Consider the following 15,057-nt stretch of genomic DNA (forward strand, 5'->3'; position numbering starts at 1 on the left):
CGGCCGTAGGCCGCTGACCTCGCTCCCGGGTCCGCTGTCCTCGGTCCGCTGTCCTCGGTCCGCTGTCCTCGGTCCTCGGAGGGGGGGTGGGGGGCCTCGAAAGTAGGTTCATCGGCACGGGGCCGGGGTGGGGGGTCCGCTGAGACGGAAAAGGGGGAAGGGTCCCCCGTTGACGGGCAACGGGGGGGCCCATGGACCCGGTACCTATGTCCAATTCACGGGTCCCTTAATATTCGGCATCGCTCATGGACTCACGAACTGCCACGATCTCGGCCCAGATATCCGCCGGGAACTCCTCCTCGAGGTAGGGCACCCGTCCAAGGTCATAGCTCTGGAGCAGTACGGGCTTGCCCACCGGATCAGGCGTCATGGAATGCGCGGCGTATGACACCGCCACCACGGCCTCGAACGCCTGCTTTACCTTGCCCTCGAGCACGGCCGGGTGAGCCTGGGCAAACGCCTGGTCCATCGCCTGCTGATCCAACAGCTCCAGTTGCTTGGCATGGTTATGCACCAGCGAATTGCGAGCCTCGGCCAGATGCCTCATGGCCTGGTACGCAGGCCCTTTCTCCCGGAACCCCCGCCCGAACACGTTCTTCATCACGATCTGCCAGGTATCCCGCAGCGAGTACGGGCGTACCGCATCCCGGAACCGTTTGCCGGGGAAGTAGTGGACCCCCATCGCATTCACGGCGGATTCCAATGTCATGGCGGCCAGAACAATGACCAGGATACCGTCCTCACGCGCTTCCCGTGCCGCCTCATGACGCTGATAGACCTCGATGTCCTCTCGCTGGCGCTCCATGACCGATGCACGGTGCCGGATGTAATGCTTGTGCATCATGCGGGCATACATCGTGGACATGGCATTGATCTGCCCGCGATTGGGTATCGGATCACGCATATCCAGGTTGATAGTCGAGTAGTTCGGAAGGCGTTTACCCGCCATCAAGGAAACCTCGCTATAGTATTGAAGTAATTTATTTGAAAAGTATCATATATGTTCCTGATCCCTACCAATATAACAAATGGGTCCGCCATGAAACGACTGATCCTCGCCGCCGCCACGGCCCTGTGCCTCGCCCCCACGGCCCACGCACAGCAACCTGTGGACTCGGACACCGCCTATGATTATTTCCTGGAATACAAAGCCTGTATCGACTTCGCGTCCCTGAGCATGAAACCGAAGCTGAAACGCTTCCGGGACCGTACTCACGATTACGCTGACATGACTCAGCACCTGATGAAGCGTGCAGACTACTACGAGCGCTATCTGACCGTGGCGCAACACCGCGCCTGGAGTAAAAAGATCAGTCCCCTCGATTTCTCCGAAAAGATGGAGCAGGAACAGCTCGAACGAGCCTTGGAGAACACGACCGAGGGCACTGACACCTTGGCCCTCGCCTTGCGCGGGAACCCGCAAGCTACCACCGAAATGCGCAAGGCAATGACTCAACGGGCCTATGAGTGTCATTACCTGGCCTATGAGGTCGAACACCCCGAGTAAAAAATCTGCCTGCTTCACAAGCGTTAATCTTTTGGCCCATACTATAAGCATTGCTTATTACCGTAGGGCCACCCTCCATGGACATTGATCAGATTCGCCATACGGCAGGCGTCCTCGGCCTGGCGTCCCTTGACCCCCAGGAAGCGACCTTCGTGCAACACCTCCTGCGTGGGGTCCCCCTCATGCCGGCGGCCAAGGCCAGCGGCATCAAACCCGCGAAAATCCCCGAAGTGCAGGCGCGCCCCCACGTCGCCGGCACCTTGTCCTACCTGCGCGACCTCTACATGGCGTCTCACGTCGAGGTGAACCGCGACATGCTCAACATGATGCTGATGGAGTCCCACGCCAAGGCGGCCACGGCCACCGAGGAAATCATGGCCATCCGCGAGCTGGGCAAGATGAACGGCTGTTACGAGCCCGAGAAGCGCGAAGTCAGCATCAACGCCGAGGTCACCTACGAGAAGGTCTGCGAGATGGACACCGACGAGCTGGTGCGTCTGGCTGGCTCAGATGACCTGGAGCCCGACGTCGAGGACGCCGAGTTCGAGGAGGTCCAATGAATTGCACCGGCTGCGCGATGGACCTGCCCACGTACATGATGGACGCGAAGGGCCGCTGTCCGAGCTGCAAGACGACCTACGACCTGATCAAACGCAGCATCGAACGGGGGGAGCCTGCCAATGGCCCGGAACAGCTTGTCGATGAAGCCTGGAAGGAAGTCACTGCCGAACGGGAAGCGAAACGGCCGGCGGAAGCGGCAGCCACGGCAGAAGCCATTGGCCGCCTCCGCGAGCACCATGAGGTGGAATCGGCCCGAAAGGAGCGAGTGAAGGCCGCTGCCCCCGCCCTGGAAGCCCGGTATGAGGAAGTGGTCGAGGAAACCCGCGCCAAGGAGGAGGAAGCCAGCGAAGCCCGCCTGCTGGCCCGCCAGGAGCTGGCCCGCCGAGCCCTGGCCCGCAAGCACCTGTTGCCCTATGTCCGCTACCAGAATCCGGCGTACCAGGCCGGATGGGTCCATAAGGATATCTGCCGCCGGCTGGAGCGGTTTTCGCGCCAGGTGGCCGAGCAGAAGTCCCCACGCCTGATGCTGTTCATGCCACCGCGTCACGGGAAGTCGTTGCTGGCCTCGCAGAACTTCCCCGCCTGGCACCTGGGCAACTACCCCAAGCACGACATCATCACCGCGTCCTACTCCGCGTCGCTGGCCACGGACTTCTCCAAGAAGATTCGCGCCCAGCTCCAGGACAAGCGCTACGGGCAGATTTTCCCCAAGCAGGGGCTCGATGCCGAGAACCGCAACGCCGAAGGCTGGATGACCCGTGGCGGGGGCATGTTCGTGCCGGCCGGTGTCGGCGGCCCCATCACGGGCCGGGGTGCCCATATCCTGACCATCGATGACCCGGTGAAGAACCGCGAGGAGGCCGAGTCGGCCACCACCCGGACCTCGATCAAGGACTGGTACACCTCGACCGCCTACACCCGCCTGGCGCCCGGTGGCGGCATCCTGATCATCCTGACCCGCTGGCACGATGACGACCTCGCCGGCTGGTTGCTGGAGCAGGAGGCCAACGGGCAGGGCGACAGCTGGGAGGTCATCCGCTATCCGGCCATTGCCACCGAGGATGAAGCCTTCCGCAAGGAGGGGGAGCCCCTGCACCCTGACCGTTACCCGATCGAGGCCCTGACGCGCATCAAGAATGCCGTGGGTGTCCGTGACTGGCAGGCGCTCTACCAGCAGGACCCGGTGGCCGAGGACGGTGACTACTTCAAGCTGCCCGATTTCCGCTACTACACGCCCACCGAGCGTCCCGACCTCGACGCCCTCACGGTCTACGCGGCCTGGGACTTCGCCATCGGCACCAAGGAACACAACGACTACACCGTCGGCATCGTGGTGGGCATCGACCGGGCGCTCAACGTGTGGGTGCTGGACATGTACCGGGGGCACTGGGGCTCGCTTGAGATCGTCGATCAGATGTTCGCCTGCTATGACCGCTGGCGACCGGCCATCATGGGCGCGGAGCGTGGGCAGATCGAACTGGCCCTGGGGCCGCTGATCAACGAGCAGAAGCGGCAGCGCCGCAAGATGGGCATGCGCATCGAGCCCCTGAAGCCGGGCAAGCGCGACAAGCAGGTGCGTGCCAGTCCGGTGCGCGGCCTGATCGAGATGCACCGGGTCTTCTTCCCGCGCTCCGCGCCCTGGCTCGATGACCTGGTGACCGAGCTGTTGCGCTTCCCCAACGGCAAGCACGATGACCAGGTAGATGCGCTGGCGTGGATCGGGCAGATGATCGAGCAGTTCAACCCGCGCCCGGTGATCACGCCCAAACCGAAGAAGTCCTGGCGCGACAAGCTCGAACAGTATGTGGTCAGTGGCACCAAGGGCAGTGCCATGTCGTCTTGATACGATAATAAGCACTGCTTATACTCAACCAAGCCTATCCTGCATCACTACTGAGCCGACGCCTTATGTCCATGGACGATTCCCAGATTACCCGCACGCAATGGCACCGTTACGTCCGCGCCCGAGATGCGGGGCATAAGGAGTACGTCGAGGAGGCGCGGAAATTCGACGCCTTCTACTACGGCGAGCAGTGGTCCGAGGCCGATCGCCGCGTGCTCGAGGAGGCCGGACGCCCGGCGCTGACCATCAATCACATCCTGCCGGCGGTCAACACGGTGCTGGGCGAGCAGGCGGCCAACCGGGCCGATATCCGCTTCAAGCCGCGCCGCAAGGCTGACGCCGACCGCGCGATGATGCTCCAGAAGCTGGTGCAGTACATCCTCGATGACCAGAAATACGACTGGAAGGAGTCCGAGGTCTTTGCCGACGGCCTGATCAACGATCGCGGCTACTTCGACGTGCGCATCGACTTCGACCACAACGCCTTCGGGGAAGTGAAGCTCGATGTCGAGGACCCGGCCGATATCATCCCGGACCCCGACGCCAAGTCCTACGATCCCGAGGACTGGAAGGAGTTCTTCAAGACCCGCTGGACCTCGATCGACGACATCGAGGTCGAGTACGGGAAGGAGAAGGCCGACGCCATCCGCGCACACGCCGAGCTGGCCGACCACGACGACACCCTCGATTGCTATCGCTTCCAGACCACGTTCGGGGATACCCGCAGCGTGGCAGGGCAGCACGGCAATGAGGACCGCACCATCCGGTCGGTGCGTATCGTCGAACGCCAGTGGCGTAGACCGCACAAGGCGAAGGTATTCGTCGGCGCGCGTGGGGATATCCGCCCGGTGCCCGATGCGTGGACGGATGACCGCGCGGCCGCGTTCGCCCGCGACAATCAGTTGCAGATCATCGACAAGACGATCATGAAGATTCGTTGGACGGTGACAGCGGGCAATCAGGTGCTGCACGACGACTGGTCCCCGTATACGCGGTTCACCATCGTGCCGTTCTTCCCGTATTACCGTCGCGGCCGGCCATTCGGCATGGTGCGCAACCTGATCAGTCCCCAGGAGCAGCACAACAAGCTGTCCTCTCAGGAGCTGCATATCGTCAACACCACGGCCAACTCGGGCTGGATGGTCGAGGAGGGGTCACTGGCCGATGGCATGTCGGTCAACGACCTGGAGCGTGAGGGCGCGAAAACCGGCCTGGTGCTGCGCTACAACCCCGGCACCACCGCGCCGAGCAAGATTCAGCCCAACCAGATTCCCACCGGCATCGACCGCCTGTCGATGAAGTCCCAGGCATCCATCCGCGACATCTCGGGCATCCACGACGCCATGCAGGGCAACGCCAGCGCCGAGATGTCCGGTCGCGCGTTGCAGTCGCAGATTTCCCGGGGCCAGGTCCAGGTACAGAAGCCCCTCGACAACCTCGCTCGCACCCGCCACATGATCGCCCAGGTGATCCTCTCGCTGGTGCAGGAGTATTACACCGAGGAACGGGTCCTGTTCATCTCCAATGATCTGGACCCGAATGCCGAGGACGAGGAGCTGGTGATCAACCAGAAGACCGCCGAGGGCATCCACAACGATATCACCCTGGGGGAGTACGGCATCGTCGTCACCCAGCAGCCGGCCACCGACACCTTCCGGGACAGCCAGTTCAACGAGGCCATGCAGCTTGCCTCTGCCGGCGTGCCGATTCCGCCGCACATCCTGGTCGAATACAGCCACCTGGCCAAGCGCACCGAGATCGCCGACATGCTCAAGCGTCAGCAGGGCATGGCCGAGCCGACCGAGCAGGAAATGCAGATGGCGCAGTTCCAGCAGCAGGCGCAAATCCAGGACATCAAGCTCGAGCTTGGCAAGAAGCAGGCCGCGCTCCAGAAGCTCCTGGCCGAAACCGGCCACATCGAGGCGAAGACCGCGTCCGAGGCCGATCCTGCCGCCATCCAGAACCAGATTCGCATCATGGAGCTGCAAGCCGACGTGCAGAAGCACCTGCAGCAGCTCGAGGCCCGTATCCAGCTGTCCGAGCAGTCCCACAAGGCCCAGCAGAAGCGCCAGGAGCAGACCAGCCTGACGCAGATGCGCGGTCAGAACCTCCAGCAGGAAACCCAGATTTCCACCGCCTGGATCAACGCCAACCGCAAGGATGGCGAACAACGCCCCGCGAGGAACGACGATGCCCAGACCGACGAGTAATACCCAGGAACCGGATTACAACCTCGATGCCATGTTCGCCGGGGGTGACCCCCTCGACGATGACGATTTCGGTGACGCCCCGCTCGATCGCGGTGATGACGCCGAGCCGGCGCCGGCCCCGGAGCCCGCGCCGGCCCCTGAACCTGCCCCGGAACCTGCGCCCAAGCCGGAGCCCCAGCAGCAAGCCGAGCCGGAGCCCCAGCAGCAGGCTGAGCCGGAGCCCCAGCAGCAGGCCCAGCCGGAGCCCCAGGTAGACGACAACGGCCTGCGCGTGCCGAAGTACCGCCTGGACCAGGAAGTGGCCAAGCGCCACCGCCTGGAGTCCGAGAAGACCGAGCTTGAACGCCGCCTGCAGGAAATCCAGCGCCAGCAGCAGCCGCAGCCCGATCAGCCGCCGCAGCAGCAGGCACAGCAGGAACAGGAGCCGCAGCAGCAGCAGGGCCCGGATTTCGAGGCCCTGGATGCTCAGTACCACGAAGCGATCCTCGATGGCGACGCGGAGAAGGCCCGCCAGCTGCGCGCCGAGATTCGCCAGGCCGAGCGCGATCAGTGGCTGAACGAAGCCCGCGAGTCCTCCCGCCAGGAAGCGCAGCAGACCACTCAGCAGCAGCGCGTCCACCAGGAGCTTCAGGCCGAGGCCGAGAAGGTGATCCAGGACTACCCGGTCATGGACCAGACCAAGGAAGGCCACGACCTGGATGTCCTGCGCGAGACGACCGCACTGCGCGACTTCTACATGCAGCAGGGCTATGAGCCCCGCCACGCACTGCGCGAAGCCGCCGATACCGTGGCGCTGCGCTACGGCATCCAGAAGGCCGGCCAGCCAGCCCCGGCCCCGGCACAGGAACCGGCAGCCCAGGCTCAGGCCGAGCCCCAGCCGACCAGTGACCTGGAGCGCAAGAGCGAGATGGCCAACCGCCAGCCACCGAAAACGCCCGGTACCCGCAACGATGGGCAGTCGGACGTCAACACACTGCCGGAATCCGAGTTCGACAAGCTGTCGGACGAGGACCTGGCCCGTGCCCGTGGGGACTACCTGTAATGGACAAGCAAACGAAGGTCACCGTCGAGCGCATCGATGCGCTGCGCGATCAGCTTGAACCGCATTACTTCGTGCTCAACACCACCACCTACTGCGTGCTGATGCTGCCCAATGGCTTCACCGTGGCGGAAGGCATGAGTGCCTGCGTGGACCCGGCCAATTTCAACGCCGAGCTGGGTGAGGTGTACGCGCTTCAGAACGCCATGACCAAGGCCGTCAACGAGCTGTGGCGCATGGAGGGGTACCGTCTGGCACAAGAGCTGAACCCGGTATGATGGCCGCGCTCCCGGATGACCTCAAACGCTTCTCGGTCCTGGGTCACCCCCCTGGGGAGGCCCGGATCGAGTTCATCGAGATCGACAAGGACGATGCTCGCCATTTCTCCTACCTGGGGCCCTACGGCATCCTCCGGTTCCTCAAACTCACCTTGCTCCCGCGCATGGCAGCGGAAGACCAGGCCGAGTTTGCGATCGAGGCGCTGACCAGCGAAGGCTGGGTCGAGGTCCTTCCTGGATGTGGCGCGCCCCCCGACACAATTAGCCTGCGGCTACACCCGGCAGGTATCGCGCATTTCGTCGAGATGGCCGAGATGATGGGCGCACAGCCCATGGCAGAAGTCCTCAAGTCGGATTACCTGGATAAATTGGTTTGCCCATTAGATAAGCACTGCTTATAATCACAGCATCAACCGCGAGATCGTCCCTCGCGTGGCCCACCCGCCGCAAACGGATGTGTTTCGTACAGACCACGACACGGTCTGGGAACCGGCTTAACGACAGCCGTCCGGCTTCCCTACCAAGGCTGTCGATCAGCTTCCAAAGGAGGTGCCCCAATGGCACTGACGAACTTTGCCGCGCTGACCGACGAGCAGAAGACAGTCTGGTCACGCGATCTGTGGCGGGTAGCCCGCAATAACTCCTTCCTGATGCGCTTTGCAGGCAAGGGTGCCAACTCGATGATCACTCGCATCACCGAGCTGACCAAGTCCGAGAAGGGCACCCGCGCGGTCTTCCAGCTGCTCGCCGACCTTGAAGGCGACGGTGTGACCGGGGACAACATGCTCGAAGGCAACGAAGAAGCAATGCGTGCCTTCGATCAGGTCATCGGCCTGGATCAACTGCGTCACGCCAACCGCCTGGCCGGCCGTCTCGCCGACCAGAAGACGGTCATCAACTTCCGCGAGAACTCCCGCGACGTCCTGGCCTACTGGCTCGGCGATCGTATGGACCAGCTCGGCTTCCAGACGCTGGCAGGCTGGGACTACGCGCTGCGCCCGAACGGTGCTGCCCGTCCGGTCAAGTCCACCGGCCAGAACCTGGCTGACCTGGAATTCGCGGATCACGTCACCGCGCCGACTCAGGGCCGCCACCTGCGCGTCTCCAACGGCGGTGCTGACATCACCGAGGACGGTGATACCAGCGCGATCGCAGCCGGCGACCGCCTGTCCTATGCCTCTCTCGTGCTGGCGCAGGCGTATGCCCGCGACAACATGATTCGCGGCATCAAGACCGGCAACAACGACGAGATTTTCCACGTCTTTGTCAGCCCGACCACCATGGCGCAGCTCAAGCTCGACCCGGACTTCATCGCCAACGTCCGCCATGCGGGTGTGCGCGGTGACAAGAACACCCTGTTCGCGGGCGCCAACAGCGTGATGGTCGATGGCATGGTCATCCACCAGTTCCGCCACTCGCCGAACACCAAGGGCATGGCGGCTTCCTCCAAGTGGGGTTCCGCCGGCAACGTCGATGGCAACCGCGTCCTGATCTGCGGTGCCCAGGCCATGGGGATGGCGGATATCGGCGCACCGTACTGGGTGGAAGAAGGTTTCGACTACGAGAACCAGCACGGTATCTCGATCGGCAAGATGTTCGGCCTGAAGAAGCCGGTCTTCCACTCCGACGTGACTGGCCGCAAGGAAGACTTCGGCACCCTGGTGCTGGACGTCGCCAACTCGTAAACGGTTTACCACGGGGCATTGGGGGTCTTTCGGGGCCCCCCTTTTTCAACGAGGACATCCCATGCCTACGAATCTCGTATCCGATATCGACCGGCACGTCTCCACGAAGCAGGGCCATTCGCTCAACTTCAAGGCCGAGGAACCGCGACCCGTCCCTGACGTCGCGGTTCAAGCGTGTTTGACCGCTGGCTGCCGCGAAGCGGGTCAGGCGAAGCCGGCGACACCCGAGGCCGATGCCAAGACCGACACCAAGGCCGATGCCAAGACCGACACCAAGGCCGATGCCAAGAAGGGCGGCAAGGGCCCGACGGTCGGTGAAATCGCCGCTGCCATGCGCAAGATCATCGATGAAGACAACGCCGACAAGTTGACCTCCGACGGCGCTGTCCGCGTGGATGCCATCGAAGCAGAGCTTGGTCAGGACATCCCGGCGCATCTGCGCGATGCCGCTGCCAAGCAGATCGAAAAAGGCGAGGTGTAAGCCATGCCCATCACCGCCCGCGATGTCATCACCCGCGTCCGTGACACCACCCTGGATAACACCGAGGGCGGTGTCCGGTGGCTGGATGACGAGCTGATCCGCTATATCAACGATGCCTCTCAGGCCATCGTCCAGCTCAAGCCCAGCGCCCACCCGGTCAACACCACGATGCTGATGTCCCCCGGGACGCTCCAGCAGGCCCCGCAGGGGGCGATCGTGGTGATCGACGTGGTGCGCAACGTCAACGGGTCCTCGATCCGACGCATCGACCGTGATGTCCTCGACATCGGCCACCCGGACTGGCACCTCATGAACCAGCAGCCGAGTGTCCGCCACTACATGCTCGAGGCACATGATCCGACGCGCTTCTACGTGTACCCGCCTTCCGACGGCAGCGGTTCGATCAACCTGATCTATTCGGCCGAGCCGCCGATGGTCAACAGCCTCGATTCCACACTGCCACTGGCTGCCACCTACCTGAACGCCTACACGGATTACGTGCTGTACCGCGCCTATTCCAAGGACGCGGAATTCGCCGCCAACCGTGAGCAGGCAGGCTGGTACTACCAGGCATTCACCCAGGGCCTGGGCGTGCGTATGCAGACCGAGCGTAATGCCCAAGGGGAAGACCCGACACCTGGAGCACCGTAATGGACATCGCAGCCCTCACACCGGATACCGCCATCCATGTGGTGGGCTGCCCTGAGCCGACCATCTGGGTCGAACTGCGCAGGGCCGCACGCCAATTCTGTCAGGACACAGGCATCTGGAAGGTTCCCTTCCAGGTGTTTGCCGTTCCGGGGTTAGACCGTTACCCCATCGAGCCGGAAGGGTCGGCCACGGTGTCCTCCCTGGAGTGGATCGGCCTGGACGGCAAACGGCTCGAGGGCCGGGACAGCGAGGTCATGATGCGCAATCAGGACCCGAATGCCGAGCGCGGTCGCCCGACGCATTACTACTGGAGCCGTGCGGATGACATGGTCCTGGCTCCGGTGCCCGATTCTCAGTACCGCCTCGAGGGCGTCATGACGCTGATCCCTCGCCGGTCGGCCATGGATATCCCGGACTGGCTGGGCGAGCGGTGGGGCGAGGCCCTGGTGGCGTTGGCCGCTGCCTGGCTGCTCACCATCCCTGGCCAGCGCTGGACCGATGCCAACTTCGCCCGCGCCCAGATGGCCCGCTACCAGCAGTATGTGGCCCAGGCCAAGCGCCAGGCCGAAGGGCTGGATCAGCCTGCCACCCGCGTCGTGCGCTACGGGGGCTACTGATGCTGAATACCGTGACCTCAGTTCGTGAGCTTCGCACCCTGTACCCGTTCCTTGAGGAGGGGGTCGAGGCCATCCGGGCCAAAAGCCCCCAGGTGACTGAGATCGCGGCGGATGTCTATGCCGCGATCGCCTCGAACATGGCCGACATGGTGGTCCTCACCGACGGCGATCGCCCGTGGGGCTGGTCGGTCTACCACATCGAGACGGAAGCCACCGGGGACCGCGTGCTGCGGTCGTGGATGTCCTACATCCGGGTCGGGGCTCCCGCCGCCATGCTGCGCGACCTGTTGGACGGCATGGATGCGATTGCGGTCAATGCCCGCGCGGACCGGATCAGTTTCACCACGACGCGCCCGGCCTGGGGCCGCAAGCTGGCCCCGGACGGTTACAAGGTCATGTCATTGGTATTCGAAAAGGAGGTGGACCATGGGTAAAGGCAGCTCGCCCAAGAAGCCGGAAGCCACGGCGGAAGAAAAGGAACTCGCCAAGCAGGGTGTCGAGAAGTGGAACCGCTACGCGACCATGTATGCGCCGTTGGAAGACGACATGCTGGCCAACGTGGACCGTTCCACGACCAACCTGCGGCAGGGGCGGGGTAACGCCGACCTCATGCGCGAGGCGTCGAATGATTTCCAGCAGTCGTTCGGCAACGCCAACGTGGCCACCAGCCTGTCCAACCTCAACGCCATCAACTCGGCGCTCAAGGCAGCTGGCGCTTCCAACGCCTCACAGGCCGTGCTGGGGGATCGGCAGCAGCGGGATGGCAATACGCTCGCTGCGATCAACACGGGGCTGGGGATCGCGGGCCAGCAGCAACAGAGCCTCACCCAGCTGGGCCAGCAGAACAATGCCGCGATGCTCGACACCTACCGGCGCGAGTCCGAAGCGGATATCGCCAAGAGCAATGCCCAGTTCAGTGCCCTCAACTCGCTGGCCACCATGGGCATGGGGAAATACCAGGAGTACACGAACAACAAGGCGCTCCGGCAGAGTCTGTTTGAGACGACCAACCCCAACGGCTTCACTGACCAGCTCGCAATTCCGGGCGGGTACAACCGCCAGTAAGGAGGCGCCATGAGCACTGTCCCGACAATCTCGCAGAGCCGGAGCCCCAACGACAACGCGGCCAAGGTCCTCAAGGCCCAGTGGGAGCGCTATCGCAACGCCTACACCCCGGTCGAGAACCAGCTGGCCGGGTCGATCGGCGAGGACTTGACGCGACCGGCCATGGCCCAGACGCAGGCGGCCAACGAGCGCAGCAACGCGGCCAATGCTCGCATGAAATCCCGCTACGGCCTGGCCGATATCAGCGGTGCTCCGGTGGCGGCCAACCAACAGCGCGCCAGTGCCCTGGCGACGTCCGATGCCTACAACACGGCCAATCTGGCGCAGATCGATCGCAACCAGAACATCCGCACCTCGCTGACGGATGTCGGACAACAGCTGGTCGGTCAGGCGACCGGGGGGCTGGTCAATTCCGCCGGCATGGCGTCGTCACGCAACCAGGCATACGAGGCGCAGAAGGCCAGCGCCGATCAGGCGCAGGATGCACAGCAGACGCAGATGCTCGCCACGGCTGCCATGGCCGCCATGATGTTTATGTGAGGAACGAAACATGGATTTGACCGCGATCGAGGCATTGGTGCGTGGTGGCCTGAAGGGCTACAACCTGGGCCAGCAGAACCAGATCGACCCGTACAAGGAAGCCCAGCTCGACATCGCCTCCCGGCAGTGGCAGGAGGGCGCACCCAAGCGCCAGGCGGACCTCGAGTACATGCAGAACGCAGCGGAAACGCAGCGGATGCAGCTCGACGAGAAGAAGCGCCAGCTGGCCACCGAACAATTCTACCGCTTCGATCAGCTCCAGACCGAGGCGGGTGGCGTCCTGCCCGCGCTCAAGACCGAGCCCGGTCGCCGGATGTTCCTGGATGCCTACAACAACAACCCCGTGCGCGAACGCATGGGGCTCCAACAGGTCGATGACCTGGACTACGTGGACGAGTCCAATTTCGCCGAATTCGGCATGGATGAACCTACCTTCCGCCAGCTCCAACAGGAGCACGGCAGCACCGGCATGCTGATCCCGCTGGCCCGCGATGCGGATGGCAACCTTACCCCGCTGCCGGATGCGGATGGTGATGGGGTGGAGGTCTATGGCGCCGAGTGGGCCCGCGATAACCTGCGCACGTTGTTCGACAGCTCCGGTAGCCTCGCCACTCAGTTCCAGAATCTGCAGGGCCCGACGCCGGGCATGGGCGCGTCTACCACGGTCACTCGCAACGGTGGCACCAACCCGTTGGCCGTACCTCCACAGGCTGGTCGTCAGCCGCAGGGTCAGCCGCAGGTCCAGCCGTCCATCGGTCGTCTCGGGATTCCTGCCGAGCCGGAAGCGCCCGCGAAACCCGTACCGCCGATCTGGGAACGCTGGGGCAGTGATGAGTCCGAGGAGGAATCCACGGGCGGATTCCGTCGCAATGGCCTCGATATCGAGTACACCGGGGATGACAACGTCATTCAGAATGCCTACAACGCGGTCACCGATACTGTGGGCAAGGCGCGAGACAAGCTGGCGTCCTTCGCCGAGAAGGGGGTCGAGCAGATCGTCGGCACCGAGAACCTGAATGCCGGCAACGAACGCCTGGCCAACCTTGGCGCCGAGATCGATCGCACCTGGAACCGCATGATCGGGGCTGAAAGCAACGGCGAGCAGTTCGATAGTCAGGGCAAACCGCTGCGCTCCCCGAAGGGGGCGACAGGCATCGCCCAGGTGATGCCGGCCACCGCCAAGGAAGTCGCCGAAAAGAACGGCATTCCCTGGGACCGCGAGCGTTACGAAAACGACGCGGACTACAACATGCGGCTGGGGCGCGCCTACTACGACGAGCAGGTCGAAACGTATGGCGACCCGATCATGGCGGCAGCGGCCTATAACGCCGGCCCCGGAATGGTGAACGACTGGGTCAATGGCACCAACCACACCGGGCGCAACCGCTCCAAGCTCAAGCTCGGTGACCCGCGCAGCGCCGACGTCGATGTTGCGGAGTGGATCAACAAGATTCCGTTCAAGGAAACCCGCAACTACGTGGCCAAGACCACGGATGCCGGGCTTCGGGCCACGGCCAAGGGCGACCCGATTGCCCGCCGCGTGGTGGACGGCAAGGGCATCGGCCCCGGACAGGCCAAGCGAGTCATCACCCGCACCGCCACGATGGATGCCCTGGCAGATTCCTCATCGGACCAGGAAATGACCGCTGCGATGAGCGGGATGGTGAACTCCCTGACCCCGAATGGTGCCTCGGCGACCTACTCGGTCAACTCCGGCACAGGGCGCCCGACGCATGCCCAGATCGCTCAGGCGGTACGCCTGCGCGCCGCTGGCTGGTTGGATGATGCCCAGTTCAAGCGCTATGTGGACACCGGGGTCGTTTCGGCCGATGCGGTCCAGCTGATTGGTGCCGCCATGCAGCAATCCTCGGCGCTGGCCTCCAACGATATCGCCCAGCAGCAGCAGACAGCACGCACCTTGATCACCGAGCAGGGCAAGACACTCCGTGAGGGCATCAAGGCCAAGGGCGATGCACGGGATGATTTCCAGAACGTCGCCGATACCATCGACACCATCACCAATACAGCCACCGACCGTTATCAGGCGATGGGACTTGATGAAGAGACGCTGGAGCGCGTGCTGCCCCGGATGCGTACCGATATCCGCGATGCGTATGACCTGTTCCCGAGTGGCCTGCAGGGCACCGACTGGAACAACCAGGCCGTGGCCAACGGCTACGTGCGTCTGCAACAGCTCAGTCAGCAGTTGCAGACCAACAATGACTGGATTCCTGACTCACTGGAGCGTGCGTTCAAGGATAACGAGCACCTGGAGAAAGACCCGGCAGCCCTGTTCCTGGCGGCACAGAACCCGGAAATCTTCAAGACGGTCGAAGGTGCAGAACAATACGACGACGCCCGGAAACGCTACAAAGAAGCCATGAACGGGCAAAACCTTTATCAGTTCGCGGATGACCCGAGGGCCCGTACCGAGGTGCTGTTGCAGGTAGACAAACGCCTGCGAGCCGAAGGCAGCGATTTCAGTGATAAGGTCCGCCGCGACTATATCCTTGGGGATGAGATCGGCAAGCTCAAAGCTGCGCTAGGCCAGGGCGGCGCAGGTCGTTAAGATAAGCACAG

Annotated in this window: 16 protein-coding genes; 15 read left to right on the top strand and 1 reads right to left on the bottom strand. The window is 63.4% G+C overall.

The window, feature by feature from the left end; translation table 11 throughout:
* Positions 1-226 precede the first annotated feature (226 nt).
* Positions 227-949, bottom strand: a complete 723-nt coding sequence (locus tag ACN0Q0_RS14895) for a hypothetical protein (RefSeq protein ID WP_417244202.1) — start codon at positions 947-949, stop codon at positions 227-229.
* Positions 950-1,039: 90 nt separating this feature from the next.
* Between ACN0Q0_RS14895 and ACN0Q0_RS14900 the strand changes: the two genes are divergently transcribed.
* From ACN0Q0_RS14900 to ACN0Q0_RS14970, 15 genes are all read left to right on the top strand, one after another.
* A complete protein-coding gene (locus ACN0Q0_RS14900; RefSeq protein WP_417244203.1) occupies positions 1,040-1,507 on the top strand; it encodes a hypothetical protein in 468 nt (155 codons plus the stop codon).
* A gap of 77 nt (positions 1,508-1,584) precedes the next feature.
* Positions 1,585-2,067, top strand: coding sequence for a hypothetical protein (locus ACN0Q0_RS14905; RefSeq protein ID WP_271302939.1), 483 nt, complete (start codon positions 1,585-1,587; stop codon positions 2,065-2,067).
* Positions 2,064-3,911 carry a phage terminase large subunit gene (gene terL, locus ACN0Q0_RS14910; protein WP_417244204.1) on the top strand — a complete coding sequence of 616 codons (1,848 nt, stop codon included), beginning with the start codon at positions 2,064-2,066 and terminating at the stop codon, positions 3,909-3,911. Before ACN0Q0_RS14905 ends, terL begins: the two co-directional genes overlap by 4 nt.
* 65 nt (positions 3,912-3,976) lie before the next feature.
* Positions 3,977-6,121, top strand: a complete 2,145-nt coding sequence (locus tag ACN0Q0_RS14915; protein ID WP_417244205.1) for a hypothetical protein — start codon at positions 3,977-3,979, stop codon at positions 6,119-6,121.
* On the top strand, positions 6,102-7,163 hold the full coding sequence (locus ACN0Q0_RS14920; protein ID WP_417244206.1) for a hypothetical protein: 1,062 nt from the start codon (positions 6,102-6,104) through the stop codon (positions 7,161-7,163). Before ACN0Q0_RS14915 ends, ACN0Q0_RS14920 begins: the two co-directional genes overlap by 20 nt.
* Entirely contained in the window at positions 7,163-7,438 is a 276-nt protein-coding gene (locus tag ACN0Q0_RS14925; protein WP_279854701.1) for a Gp49 family protein, read from the top strand. Before ACN0Q0_RS14920 ends, ACN0Q0_RS14925 begins: the two co-directional genes overlap by 1 nt.
* Positions 7,435-7,839, top strand: coding sequence for a hypothetical protein (locus tag ACN0Q0_RS14930; RefSeq protein ID WP_279839932.1), 405 nt, complete (start codon positions 7,435-7,437; stop codon positions 7,837-7,839). Before ACN0Q0_RS14925 ends, ACN0Q0_RS14930 begins: the two co-directional genes overlap by 4 nt.
* A gap of 156 nt (positions 7,840-7,995) precedes the next feature.
* On the top strand, positions 7,996-9,123 hold the full coding sequence (locus ACN0Q0_RS14935; RefSeq protein ID WP_279839931.1) for a N4-gp56 family major capsid protein: 1,128 nt from the start codon (positions 7,996-7,998) through the stop codon (positions 9,121-9,123).
* 61 nt (positions 9,124-9,184) lie between these two features.
* Positions 9,185-9,604 (top strand): hypothetical protein, encoded by a 420-nt coding sequence (locus tag ACN0Q0_RS14940; protein WP_279839930.1) that lies wholly within the window; start codon positions 9,185-9,187, stop codon positions 9,602-9,604.
* 3 nt (positions 9,605-9,607) lie between these two features.
* Positions 9,608-10,255, top strand: coding sequence for a DUF6682 family protein (locus ACN0Q0_RS14945; RefSeq protein ID WP_271302947.1), 648 nt, complete (start codon positions 9,608-9,610; stop codon positions 10,253-10,255).
* Positions 10,255-10,872, top strand: a complete 618-nt coding sequence (locus tag ACN0Q0_RS14950; RefSeq protein ID WP_417244207.1) for a hypothetical protein — start codon at positions 10,255-10,257, stop codon at positions 10,870-10,872. Before ACN0Q0_RS14945 ends, ACN0Q0_RS14950 begins: the two co-directional genes overlap by 1 nt.
* Complete coding sequence (locus tag ACN0Q0_RS14955) at positions 10,872-11,306, top strand: hypothetical protein (protein ID WP_141392752.1); 435 nt, start codon at positions 10,872-10,874, stop codon at positions 11,304-11,306. The genes ACN0Q0_RS14950 and ACN0Q0_RS14955 overlap by 1 nt, the downstream gene beginning before the upstream one ends.
* Complete coding sequence (locus ACN0Q0_RS14960; RefSeq protein WP_417244208.1) at positions 11,299-11,937, top strand: hypothetical protein; 639 nt, start codon at positions 11,299-11,301, stop codon at positions 11,935-11,937. The genes ACN0Q0_RS14955 and ACN0Q0_RS14960 overlap by 8 nt, the downstream gene beginning before the upstream one ends.
* A gap of 9 nt (positions 11,938-11,946) precedes the next feature.
* Entirely contained in the window at positions 11,947-12,477 is a 531-nt protein-coding gene (locus ACN0Q0_RS14965; RefSeq protein WP_417244209.1) for a hypothetical protein, read from the top strand.
* 10 nt (positions 12,478-12,487) lie between these two features.
* Positions 12,488-15,046 carry a transglycosylase SLT domain-containing protein gene (locus ACN0Q0_RS14970; protein WP_417244210.1) on the top strand — a complete coding sequence of 853 codons (2,559 nt, stop codon included), beginning with the start codon at positions 12,488-12,490 and terminating at the stop codon, positions 15,044-15,046.
* The last annotated feature ends 11 nt before the right edge of the window (positions 15,047-15,057 follow it).

The sequence above is a fragment of the Celeribacter sp. genome, assembly GCF_048259695.1.
Lineage (GTDB): Bacteria > Pseudomonadota > Alphaproteobacteria > Rhodobacterales > Rhodobacteraceae > Celeribacter.

Bases quoted from the DNA above. Each gene is read 5' to 3' on its own strand.
- terL (WP_417244204.1), top strand. From the start codon at position 2,064: ATGAATTGCACCGGCTGCGCGATGGACCTGCCCACGTACATGATGGAC.
- ACN0Q0_RS14920 (WP_417244206.1), top strand. From the start codon at position 6,102: ATGCCCAGACCGACGAGTAATACCCAGGAACCGGATTACAACCTCGAT.
- ACN0Q0_RS14895 (WP_417244202.1), bottom strand. From the start codon at position 949: ATGGCGGGTAAACGCCTTCCGAACTACTCGACTATCAACCTGGATATG.
- ACN0Q0_RS14950 (WP_417244207.1), top strand. From the start codon at position 10,255: ATGGACATCGCAGCCCTCACACCGGATACCGCCATCCATGTGGTGGGC.
- ACN0Q0_RS14925 (WP_279854701.1), top strand. From the start codon at position 7,163: ATGGACAAGCAAACGAAGGTCACCGTCGAGCGCATCGATGCGCTGCGC.
- ACN0Q0_RS14905 (WP_271302939.1), top strand. From the start codon at position 1,585: ATGGACATTGATCAGATTCGCCATACGGCAGGCGTCCTCGGCCTGGCG.
- ACN0Q0_RS14915 (WP_417244205.1), top strand. From the start codon at position 3,977: ATGTCCATGGACGATTCCCAGATTACCCGCACGCAATGGCACCGTTAC.
- ACN0Q0_RS14960 (WP_417244208.1), top strand. From the start codon at position 11,299: ATGGGTAAAGGCAGCTCGCCCAAGAAGCCGGAAGCCACGGCGGAAGAA.
- ACN0Q0_RS14940 (WP_279839930.1), top strand. From the start codon at position 9,185: ATGCCTACGAATCTCGTATCCGATATCGACCGGCACGTCTCCACGAAG.
- ACN0Q0_RS14945 (WP_271302947.1), top strand. From the start codon at position 9,608: ATGCCCATCACCGCCCGCGATGTCATCACCCGCGTCCGTGACACCACC.
- ACN0Q0_RS14965 (WP_417244209.1), top strand. From the start codon at position 11,947: ATGAGCACTGTCCCGACAATCTCGCAGAGCCGGAGCCCCAACGACAAC.
- ACN0Q0_RS14955 (WP_141392752.1), top strand. From the start codon at position 10,872: ATGCTGAATACCGTGACCTCAGTTCGTGAGCTTCGCACCCTGTACCCG.
- ACN0Q0_RS14970 (WP_417244210.1), top strand. From the start codon at position 12,488: ATGGATTTGACCGCGATCGAGGCATTGGTGCGTGGTGGCCTGAAGGGC.
- ACN0Q0_RS14930 (WP_279839932.1), top strand. From the start codon at position 7,435: ATGATGGCCGCGCTCCCGGATGACCTCAAACGCTTCTCGGTCCTGGGT.
- ACN0Q0_RS14900 (WP_417244203.1), top strand. From the start codon at position 1,040: ATGAAACGACTGATCCTCGCCGCCGCCACGGCCCTGTGCCTCGCCCCC.
- ACN0Q0_RS14935 (WP_279839931.1), top strand. From the start codon at position 7,996: ATGGCACTGACGAACTTTGCCGCGCTGACCGACGAGCAGAAGACAGTC.